The sequence below is a fragment of the Bacteroides sp. K03 genome, from assembly GCF_019734355.1.
Lineage (GTDB): Bacteria > Bacteroidota > Bacteroidia > Bacteroidales > Bacteroidaceae > Bacteroides > Bacteroides nordii.
In genome coordinates, this window is the sequence record NZ_JAASHC010000003.1 from 81,082 (window position 1) to 98,112 (window position 17,031).

10 protein-coding genes are annotated in these 17,031 nt (G+C 42.1%); 7 read left to right on the plus strand and 3 right to left on the minus strand.

The annotated features are described in order from the left end of the window. Window positions 1-97 precede the first annotated feature (97 nt). Entirely contained in the window at window positions 98-2,434 is a 2,337-nt protein-coding gene (locus HCG69_RS03000) for a glycoside hydrolase family 95-like protein (protein WP_221648787.1), read from the plus strand. A 267-nt stretch (window positions 2,435-2,701) separates the two neighbouring features. On the opposite strand, the gene HCG69_RS03005 is transcribed toward HCG69_RS03000, so the two are convergent. The 3 genes from HCG69_RS03005 to HCG69_RS03015 all read right to left on the minus strand — a co-directional run bounded on the left by HCG69_RS03005 (window position 2,702) and on the right by HCG69_RS03015 (window position 8,500). Continuing rightward, a complete protein-coding gene (locus HCG69_RS03005; protein WP_221648788.1) occupies window positions 2,702-4,090 on the minus strand; it encodes an efflux transporter outer membrane subunit in 1,389 nt (462 codons plus the stop codon). A gap of 117 nt (window positions 4,091-4,207) precedes the next feature. Further along, entirely contained in the window at window positions 4,208-7,300 is a 3,093-nt protein-coding gene (locus HCG69_RS03010) for an efflux RND transporter permease subunit (protein WP_195570480.1), read from the minus strand. A 3-nt stretch (window positions 7,301-7,303) separates the two neighbouring features. Then, a complete protein-coding gene (locus HCG69_RS03015; protein WP_221648789.1) occupies window positions 7,304-8,500 on the minus strand; it encodes an efflux RND transporter periplasmic adaptor subunit in 1,197 nt (398 codons plus the stop codon). Window positions 8,501-8,775: 275 nt separating this feature from the next. Here HCG69_RS03015 and HCG69_RS03020 point away from each other — a divergent pair, with 275 nt between their 5' ends. The 6 genes from HCG69_RS03020 (at window position 8,776) to HCG69_RS03045 (ending at window position 16,977) form a co-directional block, all read left to right on the plus strand. Next, on the plus strand, window positions 8,776-10,989 hold the full coding sequence (locus HCG69_RS03020; protein WP_221648790.1) for a patatin-like phospholipase family protein: 2,214 nt from the start codon (window positions 8,776-8,778) through the stop codon (window positions 10,987-10,989). A gap of 424 nt (window positions 10,990-11,413) precedes the next feature. Beyond that, window positions 11,414-12,874: an LTA synthase family protein gene (locus tag HCG69_RS03025; protein ID WP_221648791.1), complete on the plus strand. Its 1,461-nt coding sequence runs from the start codon at window positions 11,414-11,416 to the stop codon at window positions 12,872-12,874. Window positions 12,875-13,177: 303 nt separating this feature from the next. After that, window positions 13,178-13,447: a hypothetical protein gene (locus HCG69_RS03030; RefSeq protein ID WP_002561713.1), complete on the plus strand. Its 270-nt coding sequence runs from the start codon at window positions 13,178-13,180 to the stop codon at window positions 13,445-13,447. Between the two features lie 2 nt (window positions 13,448-13,449). Continuing rightward, the gene (locus tag HCG69_RS03035) at window positions 13,450-14,010 is read left to right on the plus strand and encodes a 1-acyl-sn-glycerol-3-phosphate acyltransferase (RefSeq protein WP_221648792.1); all 561 of its coding nucleotides are present in this window, start codon (window positions 13,450-13,452) and stop codon (window positions 14,008-14,010) included. Window positions 14,011-14,035: 25 nt separating this feature from the next. Beyond that, window positions 14,036-14,812: an amidohydrolase gene (locus HCG69_RS03040; RefSeq protein WP_221648793.1), complete on the plus strand. Its 777-nt coding sequence runs from the start codon at window positions 14,036-14,038 to the stop codon at window positions 14,810-14,812. Between the two features lie 173 nt (window positions 14,813-14,985). Further along, complete coding sequence (locus tag HCG69_RS03045) at window positions 14,986-16,977, plus strand: glucosamine-6-phosphate deaminase (protein WP_221648794.1); 1,992 nt, start codon at window positions 14,986-14,988, stop codon at window positions 16,975-16,977. Window positions 16,978-17,031 lie beyond the last annotated feature (54 nt).

Genomic DNA, 17,031 nt, shown 5'->3' on the forward strand with positions numbered 1-17,031 from the left:
TAGTATAAGTCATTGAGATAATACTGCAAAGTGGGACAAAAGATTTGAGCTACATTTGCACACATCATTTATGCATTTTTAATCAGGAAAAGAAACCATGAAAAACATGTATGGTCACCTTAGTAAAGGTATTTTGTTAGGGGTTCTCTGTCTGACTTCGTGCAGCAACCCCGCCCGTTCAGAACAAGAACCTCCTATGAACCGCTACAAAGCTGTATTTACTTCCATCCCGCAGGAAGTACCTACGATCAAAACACCCGATGCTCCCTTGGCAGGAAACGGAGATATAGGTATCACTATGGGCGGAGCACCGGATAGTCTGTGTTTTTATATTGGCAAAAACGATTTCTGGCGTGCATACCCTGTTTATCCGGGTGGTATTGCTCTACCAGGAGGGCTGAGCATCTCTTCCAAGAGTCTGCAAGGAGCCGGCTACTATGCAGAGCAACTACCGGGAAGCGCCGAAATCAAAGGTCGCTTCACCAAAGAAGATTTACAGGTTGAATTATCGGCATGGGTAGCAGCAACACACAATCACGTCGTCATAGAGTTGACAGCCAACGAACCTATTGAAGTCAATCTCAACCTATGGGCGGCCCAGGGTAACACCTCCGTCACTGCACAAGGCAAAGAAGATATACACTGGGTGAGCCGTTCATTTGAGAACACTCCGTTGCTACGCTGGCCTACACACGTAATACTGGCTATGAACACTCCCGGAAGTCCCCTCCCCCATTCTGACAGGATATTGTTACAACCCGGAGAAAAGAGATGGATAACCGTCACAGCATACACCAATCACGACACACCCCAATGGAAAGACCGGGCACTCAGTGAAGCCAGAAAACTGACTCCCGCCTTATTAAAAGAACTAAAGAAAGAACATCAACAATGGTGGAGTAACTTTTGGAATGAATCCTCTGTCACCATCGGTGACGAAGAATTGGAGCGCTACTATTACATGTCCCAGTATCTGCTGGCTTGCTCTTCACGTGGCGATAAGTTTGCTCCCGGCATTTGGGGCACATTTGTTACACGCGATGAGGCTGCATGGGGAGGTGACTATCACTTGAATTATAATTATCAGGCTCCCTATTGGGCAGCATTTTCTTCCAATCACATCGACCTCACAAAGAATTTTGACCAGCCATTGCTGGATTATATGGACATGGGACGTCGGCACGCCCGTGAGCTATTGAACTGCAAAGGCATTTATTATCCGGTTGGTATCGGTCCAAAAGGACTTTGTACCTCTATGTGGCCTCTTACTCCGGACGAAATGATGCAAAAATATGCTACCCGCGAAAACACGATTGACAATGGGTATAAGTTCCTGGGACAAAAGATAAATGCAGTATTCAGTGTAGGCAATATGCTGATGAGGCACTACAGCACCTACGATGAAGCGTATGCAAAGAAGGTATATCCTTATATTATAGCCTGCGCAGACTTTTGGGAAGATTATCTGGTAATGGAGAACGGACGTTATGTGATAAAAATGGATCACTTCAACGAGGTGATGCCCAACAAGCGCAATAAAGGCGTATGGCGAAACAGGCTGGGCGATTTCAACTCAACTCTCTCGCTGGGATTAGTGAAGATGCTTTTCAAAGGAGTAACGGACATGAGCATCTTCCTCCAAACGGATGAAGAACGACGATACAGATGGAATGAAATACTAACCAGACTAAGTGACTATCCTGTAGGAAAGAATTCTGAAGGAAGAATGAGCCTGAAAAGTATGGAACGCGGACCGCAAAATTCGGAAGTCCGTCCGTCGGGGTTAAACCGGGTATCTATTCATGGGCTTATCCTGCCAGGAGGAGTAGCCGGTCCGGTAACCGACTCTGTATTTAATACTATCCTGCTGGAAGATGTCAATCATTGGACAGATCGGCAACAGAATCCCAACGACTGGGGAAACACAAGCAACAATGGAATAGAAACCTGTTATCCGGGTGCAGTACGCGTAGGCTATGACGCGGAAAAGTTACTGCAACATCTTAAAAGACGTATCAACTTCAGTGTTCATCCTAACCTGTGGATAACCCAGGGAGGTGGAGGCATAGAAACACTTGCTGCTGTGCCATTGACTATCAACGAAATGCTGATGCAGAGCTATGAAGGAGTGATCCGTATTTTCCCTAATTGGATAATGACACAGGACGCTTCTTTCAAAGATCTGCGGGCATACGGTGCTTTCCTCGTGAGTAGTAGCCTGAAGAACGGAACAGTGGAAATGGTGGAGATTAAAAGCGAGAAAGGACGTACCTGTGTGATAGATAATCCCTGGAAGGGGAAAGAAGTACGGATCATACGTAATGGGAAAAACGAAGAAGTTATAAGCGGCAGCCGATTCACGATTGATACAAAGGAGGGAGAAACGGTAAAAGTGCTTCCCGCACGGAGAGGTTCGACAGGCGATGGTAGCTAAGCAAGTATATTCAAATCTGTATGGTATTGAAGGTATTTCACCAAAGAGTAACACAGAGTTCCACAGAGTAGTATTTATCTGATGAAACGCGGATTAACACAGATGAACGCAAATTAAAAGACTGTAGTTCTTTATCATACATTTGTTCCCCTTTGCGAAAATATGCGTTTATCTGCGTTTCAATAAAGATTTAAACTCTGTGTTACTCTGTGGTGGGTTTAACTCATTTCCGATCAGGTTTGAATAAAACTGAAACAGCCTCTTAATCTATTTACCTTCTTCCCTTATTTGCCAACCTCCGCCAAGAGCTTTATACACTTGTACTACTGCGATTAACTCATCACGAATAGCATTACTCAAGCCTATCTGAGCATCAAAATAGCCACGTTGCGCATCGAGTACATCCAGATAATTGATAACTCCGTTAATATATTGAAGTTGCGCCAGGTCTACATAACTCTTGGAAGAACGTTCCAAATGAGCACGAAGATCATATACCTCTTTTATCTTGTTGAAGTTGACGATTGCATTTTGTGTCTCCTTAAATGCCGTCAACACCGTTTTCTCATAGCTGTGTACTTCTGCTTCATAGGCAGCCTTCTTAGCTTTCAACGCTGCACGATTCTTTCCCCAACCCAGAATAGGAGTTAGCAAAGCACCTTCCATAATACCATAAGGAGATTTCAGCAGATCGGAAAGGACTGTACTTTCGGCTCCTGCCCTACCCGTAAGAGAGATACGCGGAAACATATTCGTATACGCTACACCCACTTTGGCATTGGCAGCAATCAGCTTCTGCTCTGCCTGACGAATATCCGGACGACGTTCGAGCAAGGCAGAGGGTAAGCCAACAGGCAACGCATTCGGAAAATTGAATTCCTGCAACAAGCCACTACGAGCTATTTTATTAGGATACTCTCCGGCAAGAAAGGCAATATCATTCTCTTTGAGACTGATTTTACGTTCGAGATCGGGCACAAGTGTTGCCGTACGGGCAAGCTCCACCTGAGACTGGCGATAGGAAGTCTCCGATGTCAACCCACCTTCAAAACGAATACGTGCCAGACGCATCCCTTCTTCACGGGCTTTCAGAGTCTGCCGGACAATCTCAAGCTCCGTATCAAGAGCTACAAGTTCATAGTAAGCCTGTGCCACTTCGGCTACAATAGTCATACGCAAAGCACGTTGTGCCTCTATGGATTGCAGATAGTCGGCAATACTTGCCGAACGTGCCCAACGAAGGTTTCCCCAAAGGTCAAGCTCCCACGAAAAAAGTACCTGAGCCTCAAAAGTATCACTCCGCTTGAAAGCATCGCCACCATGATTCTCAAACTCACGCTCACCGGTCACCGTTCCTTTTATGTCGGGAAGAAGGGCAGCAGTTGAGATTCTTTTTTGTGCAACCATCTCTTTTACGCGGGCAGCAGCAATTAAAAGATCCTTATTATACTCCAGCGATTTTGATATCAGCCCGCGAAGTGTAGAATCGGTATAAATCTCCCACCAGTCCATATCACCAAAACTAAGCGTATCCTGATTGCGGGCAAGGCTGTCAGGCAAGTGAAGGTCAGGGCGGGTGTAACTCTTTCCAATCTTACAAGAGGAAAAAGAGACTACAGCCAGTAATAAAATAATATATAAAAAACTTCTCTTCATATCGTAGTTAGAATTTAGTAGTTAGTATTTAGAATTTGGTATTTAGAATTTGGTAGTTGGAATTTAGTAGTTGGAATCCTTGCAGGCACCCCACGCTGCATAGATTCCAACTACCAACTACTTACTCCTACCTACTATCTTATACACCATAACAAAGAAGAACGGCACAAGAATAATGCCCAGAACAATGGCAAAAATCATTCCGAAGAATACACCCGTACCAATAGCCTGCCGGCTGGCAGAACCCGGTCCGCTTGCCAATACCATCGGGAGCATACCAAGTACAAAGGCCAGAGACGTCATCAGAATAGGACGAAAACGCAGACGGGCAGCATTGATAGCCGCTGTAACAATATCTTCGCCATCGTCCACCTGTACTTTGGCAAACTCCACAATAAGGATAGCATTCTTAGCTGCCAGTCCTACCAACATTACCAGTCCTATCTGGAAATATACATCATTCTCCAATCCGCAGATCCATACCCCCAGGTAAGCACCTAACGCAGCAATCGGCAAGGATAGCAGTACGGCAATCGGCAAGGTCCAGCTTTCATATTGTGCAGCCAGAAACAGGAATACAAAGAGAAATACCAACGCCATCACCAGCCCTGTCTGTCCACCGGCCTTCTTCTCCTGATAGGAAAGTCCACTCCATTCCAGCCCGATATTATCAGGCAAATGATCACGGGCTATCTGCTCCATAATCTCCATGGCTTGTCCGGAGCTATATCCCTGTGCAGCTTCTCCTCGTATCACTGCCGTAGTAAACATATTAAAACGTTTGATACTACCGGGTCCCGTAGTGTACGAAGCATTTCCCAAAGAGGTAAGCGGTACCATGGCACCATTGGATGCTTTAACAAAGAAGAGGTTGATGTTATCCTTATGTTCCCGATAAGGAGCCTCAGCCTGAATATACACCTTATATATACGGTTGAACATGTTGAAGTCATTTACATATACAGAACCTGTATAGGCCTTCATGGTAGAAAACACATCCGCCAGCGGAACACCCAGCATCTTCACCTTATCACGGTCTACATCGAAATACAATTGTGGTATCTCTGACTGTAACGAAGAGGACAAGCCGGCAAGTTCTTTACTTTTTGAAGCATAGTACATCAATGTATCCGCCGCCTGAACCAGATTATCAAAGGTTGCCTCTCCACGGGCTTCCAGCTGCATCTCAAAACCTCCCGAACTACCCAGCCCCGGGATAACCGGCGGTGTAGAGAGATACACTTTACACTCGGGATACTCTTTGAGGTGTTTCTGTACCTCGGCCATGATTTTGTTTATAGTGGTTTCTTTACGTTCCTCCCACGGTTTCAGGATAACAGTCAACTCACTACGTGCCTGGTTGCTACCTACACGAGGGCTGCTTCCGGTCACATTCTGTACATATGCAATGTACGGATTCTTATCAAGGAAAGAGATAGCGCGCTCGGTCACTTTACGTGTACGTTCCAGCGTAGAACCTTCGGGCAGTTCAAGCTCTATCTTAAAATACCCCTGGTCTTCTACCGGAAGGAAGCTGGTGGGAATGATACGATGTAATAAAAGAATCGCTATCAATACCATGCCGAAAGCACTTAGTACACGACGCGGATGCTTGATGACACGAGTGATAACTGCTACATATTTATTATTACCAATATTCAGCCACTCATTAATTTTACGAAATACGATGTTCTTCTTTTTGCCATTGTCCGGTTTCAGAATCAAAGAACACATGACAGGACTCAGCGTCAGAGCCACTACTGTAGATATCAGTACAGACACAGCAATGGTAATGGTAAACTGACGGTAAAGCTGCCCGGTAATGCCACTAAGGAAACTAACAGGAACAAATACGGCGCAGAGCACCAGTGAAGTTGCAATCAGAGCACTCGTCAGTCCCTCCATTGCCTTCTTTGTGGCCTCGTAGGCACTCAATTTTTCTGTCTCCATGATATGTTCTACGCTCTCCACCACCACGATAGCATCATCTACCACGATACCAATGGCGAGAATCAACCCTAACAATGTAAGGATATTCAGTGAGAAGCCAAAGATCAACATAAATCCGAACGTACCAATCAACGAGATAGGTACTGCCACAATTGGAATCAATGTGGCACGCCAGCTCTGCAAAGAGAGAAATACCACTAATACCACCAGTACAAGTGCTTCAAACAATGTTTTGTACACTTCATGAATAGACTCCGAAATGTAGGTAGTCATATCAAACGGGATTTCGTAGCTCAACCCCTCAGGAAAGTTTCTGCTGATTTCTTCCATGGCCTGCTTCACGTTGTCGGCCACTTCGATGGCGTTAGCACCAGGCAGCATATAAATGCCAAGTACGGCAGCATTCTCTCCGTTGATACCACTCTCCGTATTGTAAGAAGAAGCCTCAAGTGACACACGTGCCACATCTTTCAGACGGATAATAGATCCGTTTGCATTGGCACGCACCACAATGTCTTCAAACTGACTTACTGTGGAAAGACGTCCCTGTGTAGTAATAGGGATAGTAACATCGAGCCCTTTCACCGGTTGCTGCCCAAGTACCCCGGCAGCCGACTCACGGTTCTGATCCTTCAGAGCATTCTGCAAGTCCTGCACGGTCAAACCGAAGTTTGCCAGTTTATCGGGTTCTGCCCATATCTGCATAGCATAATACCGGCTACCAATGTTCGATACACGTCCCACACCCGGAATACGACGAAGCACGTCGAGCACGTTGATCGTAGCAAAGTTACTCAAATAGATTTCGTCAAACTTCGGATCCGAAGAAGTCAGACAGAGTGTCATCAACTGACTTGGTGCCTGCTTCTCTACGGAAATACCATTTTGAATTACTTCGGCAGGCAAACGGGATTCGGCAAGTTTCACACGGTTCTGAATCTCAACGGCAGCCAAATCAGGATCAGCAGATACATCAAAAGTGACTGTAGCCGAAAAGCCTCCGGAGTTGGAACTGTTGGACTCCATGTAAAGCATACCGGGAGTACCGTTAATCTCTTGTTCAATCGGAGTAGCCACCGCCTGCGAAACAGTCAACGCACTGGCTCCCGGATAGGATGCACTGATTTTAACCACCGGTGGAGTTATCTGCGGATACTGATCCACCGGAAGCATAGTCAACCCTATGACTCCGATTATTATAATTACAATGGATATGACCGCCGAGAAAACCGGACGATCTATAAAAAAACTGACTTTCATTATTTACTCCTTTATAGCGTTATCCACTTCTTCGGCCTTATCGGCTTCTACTACCCGGACTTTCATTCCCGGATTGAGTTTGTGGAATCCTTCAACAACAATCATTTCTCCCTGTGCAAGTCCGCGTTCCACAACTACCTTGTTGCCAAACTCAGGTCCTAATTCTATGAAACGCTTCTCTACTGTTGAGTCTTTACGCATCACGTAGATATAAGCACCACCTTTCTCAATTGTTACAGCTTTGAGAGGCACCACAACAGCACCTTCCCTGACATCGAGCAATAGCTTCACTTTTGTGAACTGTCCGGGTAGTAATACCTGCTTCGGATTGGGCATCTCGGCCCGGACAGAGAACGTCCCCGTCTGAGGGTCCACTTGTGGTTCGGCAAAATCCACGTAACCTTTGTATGGATAGACCGTATTATCAGCCAATGTAATAGAAATGTTGGGCTGCCAGGAACGACTGGAATCCTGCTGCCCGATATTAATATTCCGTTCTTTACTTTTCAGATAATCCAGTGCAGTCATATTAAAATCCACCAGCACTGTATCACTCTTTACGATGGTAGCCAGCAAAGACTTCGCACCCGGCCCAACCAATGTCCCGAGGTCGACGTTTCGTTCACTGATATGCCCCGAAAGTGGAGAGCGAACCAACGTATATCCCAGCTCCATCTCTGCCTGCGCCAGATCGGCTTCACTCATGGCAACCGTAGCCATTGCACTTTCATAGGCAGCTTCGGCATTATCAAGATCCAGTTGGCTGGCAGCATTCTGAGCATAAAGCGGTTTGATACGTTCAAAGTCACGCTGAGCCTTCAGGGCCTGCGCCTCATCTTTTTTCAGCTGTGCACGTGCTTTATCTGCTTTTGCCCGATACTGCTCCTGATTAATAACAAAAAGTACCTGGTTTTTATTCACATAGGTACCCTCTGCGAAAAGCATCTGTTCCAGATAACCTTCTACACGGGCACGCACTTCAACAAATTGCTGGGCACGAATACGACCTACATACTCACCATAAATCTCTACATCATCTTTTGCTGCAGCCTCTACTATCACTGTAGGTATTTCCGGTTCAGCCTTATGCGGACGTGTTAATACCCAGTAAATACCTAATATCAGAACAATGCAAACAACAGTAGCAATGGTTCTCTTTTTCTTTAGTTTCAATTCTTTCTTTGAGAGAAATAATCTCATAATCGGTTGAATTAGTTAATTTAACTTATGTTTGTTCTTAGTCTCTTGTCGTACAAGTTGCGTACCAAAACGGCAAAAACTTCATTTATCTGCTATAAACAAGCTGTTTATACTGTATATACAGTTATTGGGCATCTGTGGAATTTTACTGCAAACTGTAGAATTTATCCACAATTCCGACTTTTGGGCCACAAAAGTAGAGAAATCTGCCTAAAGCAAAACAATTTATCACGTACATTTGTATTTTATATGTTACACGTAATAAAACCATCTTAATGAAAAAACATTTATCTTTAACATTAGTTCTCCTGACGTGTCTTTTTTTGGCTTTACCTACTTCGGCACAGCAACGCAAAAAGGTAGGCGTGGTGCTAAGCGGTGGTGGTGCAAAAGGTGTTGCACACATTGGAGCATTGAAAGTGATCGAAGAAGCAGGTATCCCCATCGATTATATTGTAGGTACCAGTATGGGATCTATTATCGGAGGTTTATATTCTATCGGCTACACACCGGAGCAACTTGACAGCATGGTGAAAAAGCAAGACTGGACTTTCCTCCTCAGTGACCGGATCAAACGAAGCCAACAGACTATGTCCGAACGGGAAAAGTCGGAAACGTATGTACTCTCTCTCCCTCTAACCGGAAAGGGTTTCAAAGAGCAAGCCTCGGGAGGAGTTATCAAAGGACAAAACCTTGCTAACCTCTTCTCTGACCTCACTGTGGGATATCATGACTCTATTGATTTTAATAAAATGCCAATCCCTTTCGCTTGTGTTTCGGAAAACGTTGTGAATGGCGACGAAATAGTATTCCATAGTGGTGTACTTGCCACAGCTATGCGTGCAAGCATGGCTATTCCTGGCGTATTTACTCCTGTGCGAATAGATAGTATGGTATTAGTAGACGGTGGTATGAAAAATAACTATCCGGTAAATATAGCCAAAGCAATGGGAGCCGAAGTAATCATCGGAGTAGATGTACAGGATAAGCTGCGAACAGCAAATGAACTTAATACGGCACCTGATATTTTGTTGCAGATTATCGATCTTACTACACAAAAAAATTATGAACAAAACGTAGTAGCTACAGATGTTTATATAAAAGTAAATGTAAAAGGATATTCTGCTGCCAGCTTTACTCCCAATGCACTGGATACGCTCACCAACCGAGGTCAAGAAGCAGCACAGAAGAAATGGAGCGAGCTGTTGAAACTAAAAAAGGAAATAGGTATCCCGGCTGATTATAAACCTGTTCCTCATGGGCCTTACACTTCCTTATCTTCTTCCAGAAAGTTCTTTGTAAAAGAGATCAATTTCTCCGGTATCGAAGATGCGGATAAGAAATGGATGATGCGGAAATGCAAATTGAAAGAAGACAGCGAAATCAGTGTAGCCCAATTGGAAAAAGCACTTTCCGTATTACGGGGAAGCCAGGCATATTCCAATGTCAGCTATAAACTTACCAGTACACCGGAAGGAGACAAGCTGGACTTTCTGCTGGAAGAAAAGTATGAACGGAAAATCAACTTAGGCATTCGTTTCGACTCTGAAGAAATTGCTTCTATGCTGCTGAATGCGACTCTAAACTTAAAGACACACATCCCGTCTAAAGTATCTGTAACCGGACGTTTGGGGAAGCGTTATGCTGCCCGGGTAGATTATACCCTGGAACCGATGCAGATGAGAAACTTCAACTTCGGTTATCTCTTTGAATATAATGATATCAATATCTACAATCATGGCGACCGTGCTTATAATACCACTTATAAGTATCATTCAGGGGAATTCAGTTTCTCAGACGTATGGTATAAGAACCTGCGTTTTGCTGTAGGAGCACGGTTTGAATATTTCAAATACAAAGATTTCTTATATACCAGCCCGGAATATAATCTGAAGATAAAACCGGAACATTTCTTCAACTACTTTGCGCAGGTGCATTATAATACATTCAATAAAGGATACTTCCCCAACGAAGGGGCAGATTTTAAAGCCGGATATTCTCTTTATACGGACAACATGGCGAAGTACAAAGGACATGCTCCATTTTCAGCCCTCAACGCTTCGTGGGTGGAAGCCTTCCAATTAACCAACCGTTTTGCCTTGCTTCCCGCTATATATGGAAGGGTACTTATAGGTAGAGATATCCCCTACCCGTATACCAACGCATTGGGTGGCAACTACTTCGGACGGTTCATTTCACAACAACTGCCTTTTGCCGGAATTGATAATATCGAAATAATGAAGAACTCCGTAGTAGTCGGCGGTTTAAAACTACGTCAACGCTTATGGAGTAAGCATTATGTTAGCCTGACGGGAAACATAGCTCTGACCAACGACAACTTCTTCGATATTCTGGAAGATAAATGTATCTACGGATTCAGTTTAGGTTACGGAATAGATAGCATGTTCGGACCGCTGGAAGCTTCGCTGGGATACTCAAATCAAAGTAAGAAGGTAGGATTCTATGTGAATTTGGGATTCTACTTTTGAGAAACTATTTATTTAAATTACCGAAATGCAGAAATTCAGACAACTTATATCATAATAAACTAAAAACAAATTAAAGGAATATTCACCAGATTTATTGGAAAATTAATACATTTGTAACCTAAAATAAATCATTTATTGACAGTAGCTCATTGTGGTTACCAATATAAATATACAAGAGATGAAAAGCCAAACAAACAAACAAGTAATTTTCCAATACCTTATCGTGATATTGTGTTGTTTAAATCTGTTATACATGCATTACAACGTATTTACAGATAGAAATGATCTAGGAACTTTTCCATACATAGAAAATTTTTGTTTTACAATTATCGACTGTTGTATATTGTTTATTATTCCCTTTATAATAATAAAAAAAAGATTCTACTTATATTTTATATTGCTCATTTTTATAAATATAATATCTTTGGCAAATATCTGGTATAGTAGATATTTTTCATCCTACATACCTTTATCATTATATACAGAATTCGGTAATTTGAATGGTTTATCAGCAAATATAACAAATGTCATAGAATTACGAGATTCAATTATTCCATCATCCCTCATTACTGGAATACTGTTTTATTTATATTATAAAAAACAAATAAAATCAAGTCTTAATACCTCTCGTATTCGTCAGGCAACTATATTAGGAGGAATAGGAATTTTCCTGATTTCGATTTTAATAGGAATATCAGCTATGCGTTGGAAAGATTTGTCATGGAAATACATAACTCCCTATAATTATAATCCAGTTCAAAGTACTTTTCAATTTGGAATAGTACATAGTTATATAGTAGAGTGGAAAAGACATCACAATAAAAGCTATTCTGTAAAGGAATTAAAGGTTTTAGAGCCCTATATCACAGGAGAAACTATTAATATGGAAAAAGAGCATATTCATCAAAATTTTATATTAATTATTGTCGAATCACTACTCTCATACGCTACTAACCTAACAGTTGATAATATTGAGATTACCCCAAACTTAAATAAGTTAGTAAAAGAGGGAGCATACTATAATGATAACATGATGCCACAAATTCAAGCAGGAGAATCAATTGATGGACAGCTTATATATTTAACTGGACTACTCCCCAAAAAGCAAGGTATCACAATTAATGATTATCTGAATAATACTTTTATATCACTGCCTTCTTTATTTAAAGAAAAAGGGTTGAAAACTAAAATGATAATTCCTACATCTTCAACAATGTGGCAACAGAACAAAGTGTGCCTGAAATTTGAAATAAAATCACTGTTCGCAAGAAATAGTTACCCCAACCAGGAACAGGTTAATGGGTGGTTGACAGATCAACAATTATTTCAATATGCAGCAATGACAGACTCAACAAACAATCAGAGATTCATGTCTGTAATATTAACTTCTTCTACCCACTCACCCTATTCGCATTCTATAAAAGAGTACTCTATTAATTACCCTAACAACTATTCTAACGAATTAAAAAATTATCTTTCTAATGTCCATTATATGGATGTTTGTTTAGGAGAATATTTCCATTCCCTAAAAGTATCCGGATTATATGATAATAGTTTGATTATAATAGTCAGCGACCATCAAGCTCATGATTTTTTACTTAATGCTAATAATTTGCAAATTCCGTCTTTAATCCCTTTATATATCATCAATTCTCCCAAAGAAATAAAAAAGGATCAACATCACCCCATAAAACAATGTGATGTTTTTCCAACTATACTTGATTTAATGGGGATAGACAGTAAATGGAGGGGAGTAGGAAATAGCATTCTCATTCCAGATTCTTTTCTAAATACACCATTTCAAAGAAAAAGAGAAGAAAATATGCAAAGAATCTCTAATATTATCTTAGATAGTGATTATTTTAATCATAATCCACTAAAATAAAAGTCGTAATTTTCACATAACTAATACAGTGCCTCTTCAATCTCGTTTCTACGGATTTCTCTTTTTACTAATGTCCCAAAACGGAAATATGACTTAATCCCATACTATCTATATCTCTTTGTAAGACATTTATAGATTCAGAACATCTCTAGTTAAAGTTTTAATTCGTTTTGAATCATTTTTTGCAGAGTTTTGAATTGATTCTTCGTAATGAGTTATTGTATTATTTATTTGCCTAAGCCGAAGAAAGTATTTATCTTTACCGCTGATATATTCAATATTCACATTAAAAGAAGATAGATTATGGCAAGTAGAAGAGAACTCAAGAAAACCGTAAATTATATTTCAGGAGAATTATTCTCAGAGTGTTTGATCAATAGCATGTTTGTTCCTGGTACTGATAAGGCCAAAGCAGACCAACTTATGGCCGAAATCCTTAAGATGCAGGATGAGTTCATCAGCCGCATCAGCCATACAGAACCGGGCAATGTAAAAGGATTCTACAAAAAATTCCGTAGTGACTTCAACGCTAAAGTAAACGAAATTATTGATGCCATCGCGAAATTAAACTAAGAATGAAAAAAGCAATTTACAGCTTTATTTACTTTCGCTTGTTGGGTTGGAAAATGAATGTAACGGTGCCAAACTACGATAAATGCGTAGTTTGCGCCGCTCCCCACACTACAAATTTAGACCTCTTCATAGGTAAACTTTTCTATGGTGCCTGGGGGCGTAAAACAAGCTTCATGATGAAGAAGGAGTGGTTCTTCTTCCCCTTAGGTCTTATTTTTAAAGCCGTAGGAGGTATTCCGGTAGACCGTGGTCGTAAAACATCATTAGTAGATCAGATGGCACACAAATTTGCTGAAAGAAAAAAATTTCATCTTGCCATCACACCCGAAGGTACACGTAAACGAAATCCAAACTGGAAGAAAGGATTCTACTATATCGCACTGAAAGCACAAGTCCCTATCGTGCTCGTAGGAATAGATTATACTACTAAGACTATTTCATCCACCAAAACTATCATGCCTACAGGAGACATTGAAAAAGACATGCGCGAAATAAAGCTCTACTTCAAAAACTTTAGAGGCAAACATCCCGAAAACTTTAGTATCGGAAATATCGATGAATAGTAATTAATGATTAGTAATAAATGTAATGCAAGAATTACGTGTTTCAATCGTCCAGACTAATATTGTCTGGGAGAATAAACAAAAAAATCTCCGTTTGCTCCGTGATAAGCTACAAATGCTTCACGGGACAACGGAGATTGTTGCTTTACCGGAAATGTTCTCGACTGGGTTTAGTATGAACAGCCGGAAATTGGCAGAACCGATCTCCGGAGAAACGATACAAACACTCAAAAGCTGGGCCGGAGAATTTCAATTTGCCATCACAGGAAGTTTCATTTGCTGCGAACAAGGTTCGTATTATAACCGTGCTTTCTTTATCACTCCCGAAGGAGAAGAGTATTACTATGACAAACGCCATCTCTTCCGTATGGGACAAGAAGCTGAACATTTTTCCTCCGGAGACAGTAAACTCATTATCTCCTACCGCGAATGGAACATCTGCCTGCTGGTATGCTACGATCTGCGTTTTCCGGTATGGAGCCGGAATATAGATAATGAATATGACTTATTAATATATGTAGCCAGTTGGCCGCAAGCCCGCCGATTGGCATGGGACACACTACTTCGTGCCCGTGCTTTAGAGAACATGTGTTATGTATGCGGAGTAAACCGGATAGGGACAGATGGTAATAACCATCTATATAATGGAGGTAGCATCGTCTATTCCGCTAAAGGTGAAATACTAACATCGGTCCCGGACACCAAAGAAGCTATCGCCACCGTTTCACTCAACCTCAAATCGCTACAACAATTCCGTGATAAGTTTCCGGTATGGAAAGACGCAGACACTTTCCGGATTTGAGTTTATATGTACATTTTAGTTAAGCAACTTAAATAAACAAACGTTAAAATCGCCTCTTTATAGCAACAATACCTACAATAAGGTAGTTTTTATAATAAACTTCTTTTGTATCTTTGTCGTTCAGAAAAAACAGTCGCACGACTTGAATCTAACATAACTTAATTAAAGAATTTATGAAAACAAACTTAAGTTCTCAAATCACTCTCAACAGGGTCTCCCCCAGATACTACAGACCAGAGAATGCATTTGAACGGTCGGTATTAACCCGACTTGAAAAAATTCCTACTGATATTTATGAATCTGTAGAAGAAGGTGCCAACTACATCGCTCGCGAAATAGCACAAGTAATACGCGATAAACAGAAAGCAGGACGTTTCTGTGTTCTGGCATTGCCGGGTGGTAACTCACCACGTAATGTGTATTCCGAGCTAATTCGTATGCACAAAGAAGAAGGCCTCAGCTTCCGCAATGTGATCGTATTCAATATGTACGAATACTATCCATTGGTTCCGGACGCAATCAACAGCAATTTCAATGCCCTGAAAGAGATGTTCCTCGACCATGTGGACATTGATAAGCAGAACGTATTCACCCCGGACGGAACCATTGCTAAAGATACGATCCTGGAATATTGTCGCCTGTATGAGCAACGTATCGAAAGTTTCGGAGGTATTGACATTGCTCTTCTGGGTATCGGTCGCGTAGGTAATATCGCTTTCAACGAACCGGGTTCACGCCTGAACTCTACCACTCGCCTGATCTTGCTGGATAACAGCTCACGCAACGAAGCTACCAAGATATTCGGAACAATGGAGAACACTCCTATCAGTTCTATCACAATGGGTGTATCTACTATCTTGGGTGCCAAGAAAGTATATCTTCTGGCATGGGGAGAGGACAAAGCCAAGATGATTAAAGAATGTGTGGAAGGTCCGATCACAGATACAATTCCTGCATCTTATTTGCAGACACACAACAACGCTCACGTAGCTATTGACCTTTCAGCCGCCAGCAACCTGACACGTATTCAGCGTCCCTGGTTGGTGACTTCTTGCGAATGGAACGATAAACTGATTCGTAGTGCCATCGTTTGGTTATGTCAATTGACTGGCAAGCCCATCCTGAAACTGACCAATAAGGATTACAATGAAAACGGCTTGAGCGAACTTCTGGCTCTCTTTGGTTCGGCATATAATGTAAATATTAAGATATTCAACGACTTGCAGCACACTATCACCGGTTGGCCTGGTGGCAAGCCGAATGCTGATGATACGTATCGTCCCGAACGTGCAAAACCGTTCCCGAAACGTGTTGTTGTATTCTCTCCGCACCCGGATGACGATGTTATCTCTATGGGTGGCACTATCCGCCGCCTGGTAGAGCAAAAACATGAAGTACATGTAGCTTACCAAACATCGGGCAACATCGCTGTAGGTGACGAAGAAGTAATCCGTTTCCTGCACTTCATTAATGGTTTCAACCAGATTTTCAATAACAGCGAGGACCTGGTAATCAATGAAAAATATTCGGAGATCCGCAAATTCCTCAAAGAGAAGAAAGACGGAGATATGGATTCACGCGATATCCTGACTATTAAAGGTCTGATTCGCCGTGGCGAAGCCCGTACGGCTTGTACATACAATAACATTCCGTTGGACCGCGTTCACTTCCTGGATCTGCCATTCTATGAAACAGGCAAAATCCAGAAGAATCCTATCAGTGAGGCAGACGTAGAAATTGTACGTAACCTGCTTCGCGAAGTGAAGCCTCATCAGATATTCGTAGCCGGTGACCTTGCCGATCCGCACGGAACCCACCGCGTTTGTACGGATGCTGTGTTTGCTGCTATAGATTTGGAAAAAGAAGAGGGAGCCAAATGGCTGAAAGACTGCCGTATCTGGATGTATCGTGGTGCATGGGCTGAATGGGAAATTGAAAATATCGAAATGGCAGTGCCTATCAGTCCGGAAGAGTTGCGTGCTAAACGTAATTCCATCCTGAAACACCAGTCGCAAATGGAAAGTGCTCCGTTCTTAGGTAATGACGAACGTCTGTTCTGGCAACGTAGCGAAGACCGTAACCGTGGTACAGCTGCACTTTATGATAATCTTGGTCTTGCTTCTTATGAAGCAATGGAAGCATTCGTAGAGTATATTCCGTTATAACAATTAGTAAATAATCATAAAGAAGAGTGAGGAACAGAGAATTCTTCACTCTTT

Excerpts from the sequence above, each read along its gene's own strand:
- HCG69_RS03015 (WP_221648789.1), bottom strand. The coding sequence starts at position 8,500 with ATGAGATTATTTCTCTCAAAGAAAGAATTGAAACTAAAGAAAAAGAGA.
- HCG69_RS03010 (WP_195570480.1), bottom strand. The coding sequence starts at position 7,300 with ATGAAAGTCAGTTTTTTTATAGATCGTCCGGTTTTCTCGGCGGTCATA.
- HCG69_RS03005 (WP_221648788.1), bottom strand. The coding sequence starts at position 4,090 with ATGAAGAGAAGTTTTTTATATATTATTTTATTACTGGCTGTAGTCTCT.
- HCG69_RS03045 (WP_221648794.1), top strand. The coding sequence starts at position 14,986 with ATGAAAACAAACTTAAGTTCTCAAATCACTCTCAACAGGGTCTCCCCC.
- HCG69_RS03035 (WP_221648792.1), top strand. The coding sequence starts at position 13,450 with ATGAAAAAAGCAATTTACAGCTTTATTTACTTTCGCTTGTTGGGTTGG.
- HCG69_RS03000 (WP_221648787.1), top strand. The coding sequence starts at position 98 with ATGAAAAACATGTATGGTCACCTTAGTAAAGGTATTTTGTTAGGGGTT.
- HCG69_RS03020 (WP_221648790.1), top strand. The coding sequence starts at position 8,776 with ATGAAAAAACATTTATCTTTAACATTAGTTCTCCTGACGTGTCTTTTT.
- HCG69_RS03040 (WP_221648793.1), top strand. The coding sequence starts at position 14,036 with ATGCAAGAATTACGTGTTTCAATCGTCCAGACTAATATTGTCTGGGAG.
- HCG69_RS03030 (WP_002561713.1), top strand. The coding sequence starts at position 13,178 with ATGGCAAGTAGAAGAGAACTCAAGAAAACCGTAAATTATATTTCAGGA.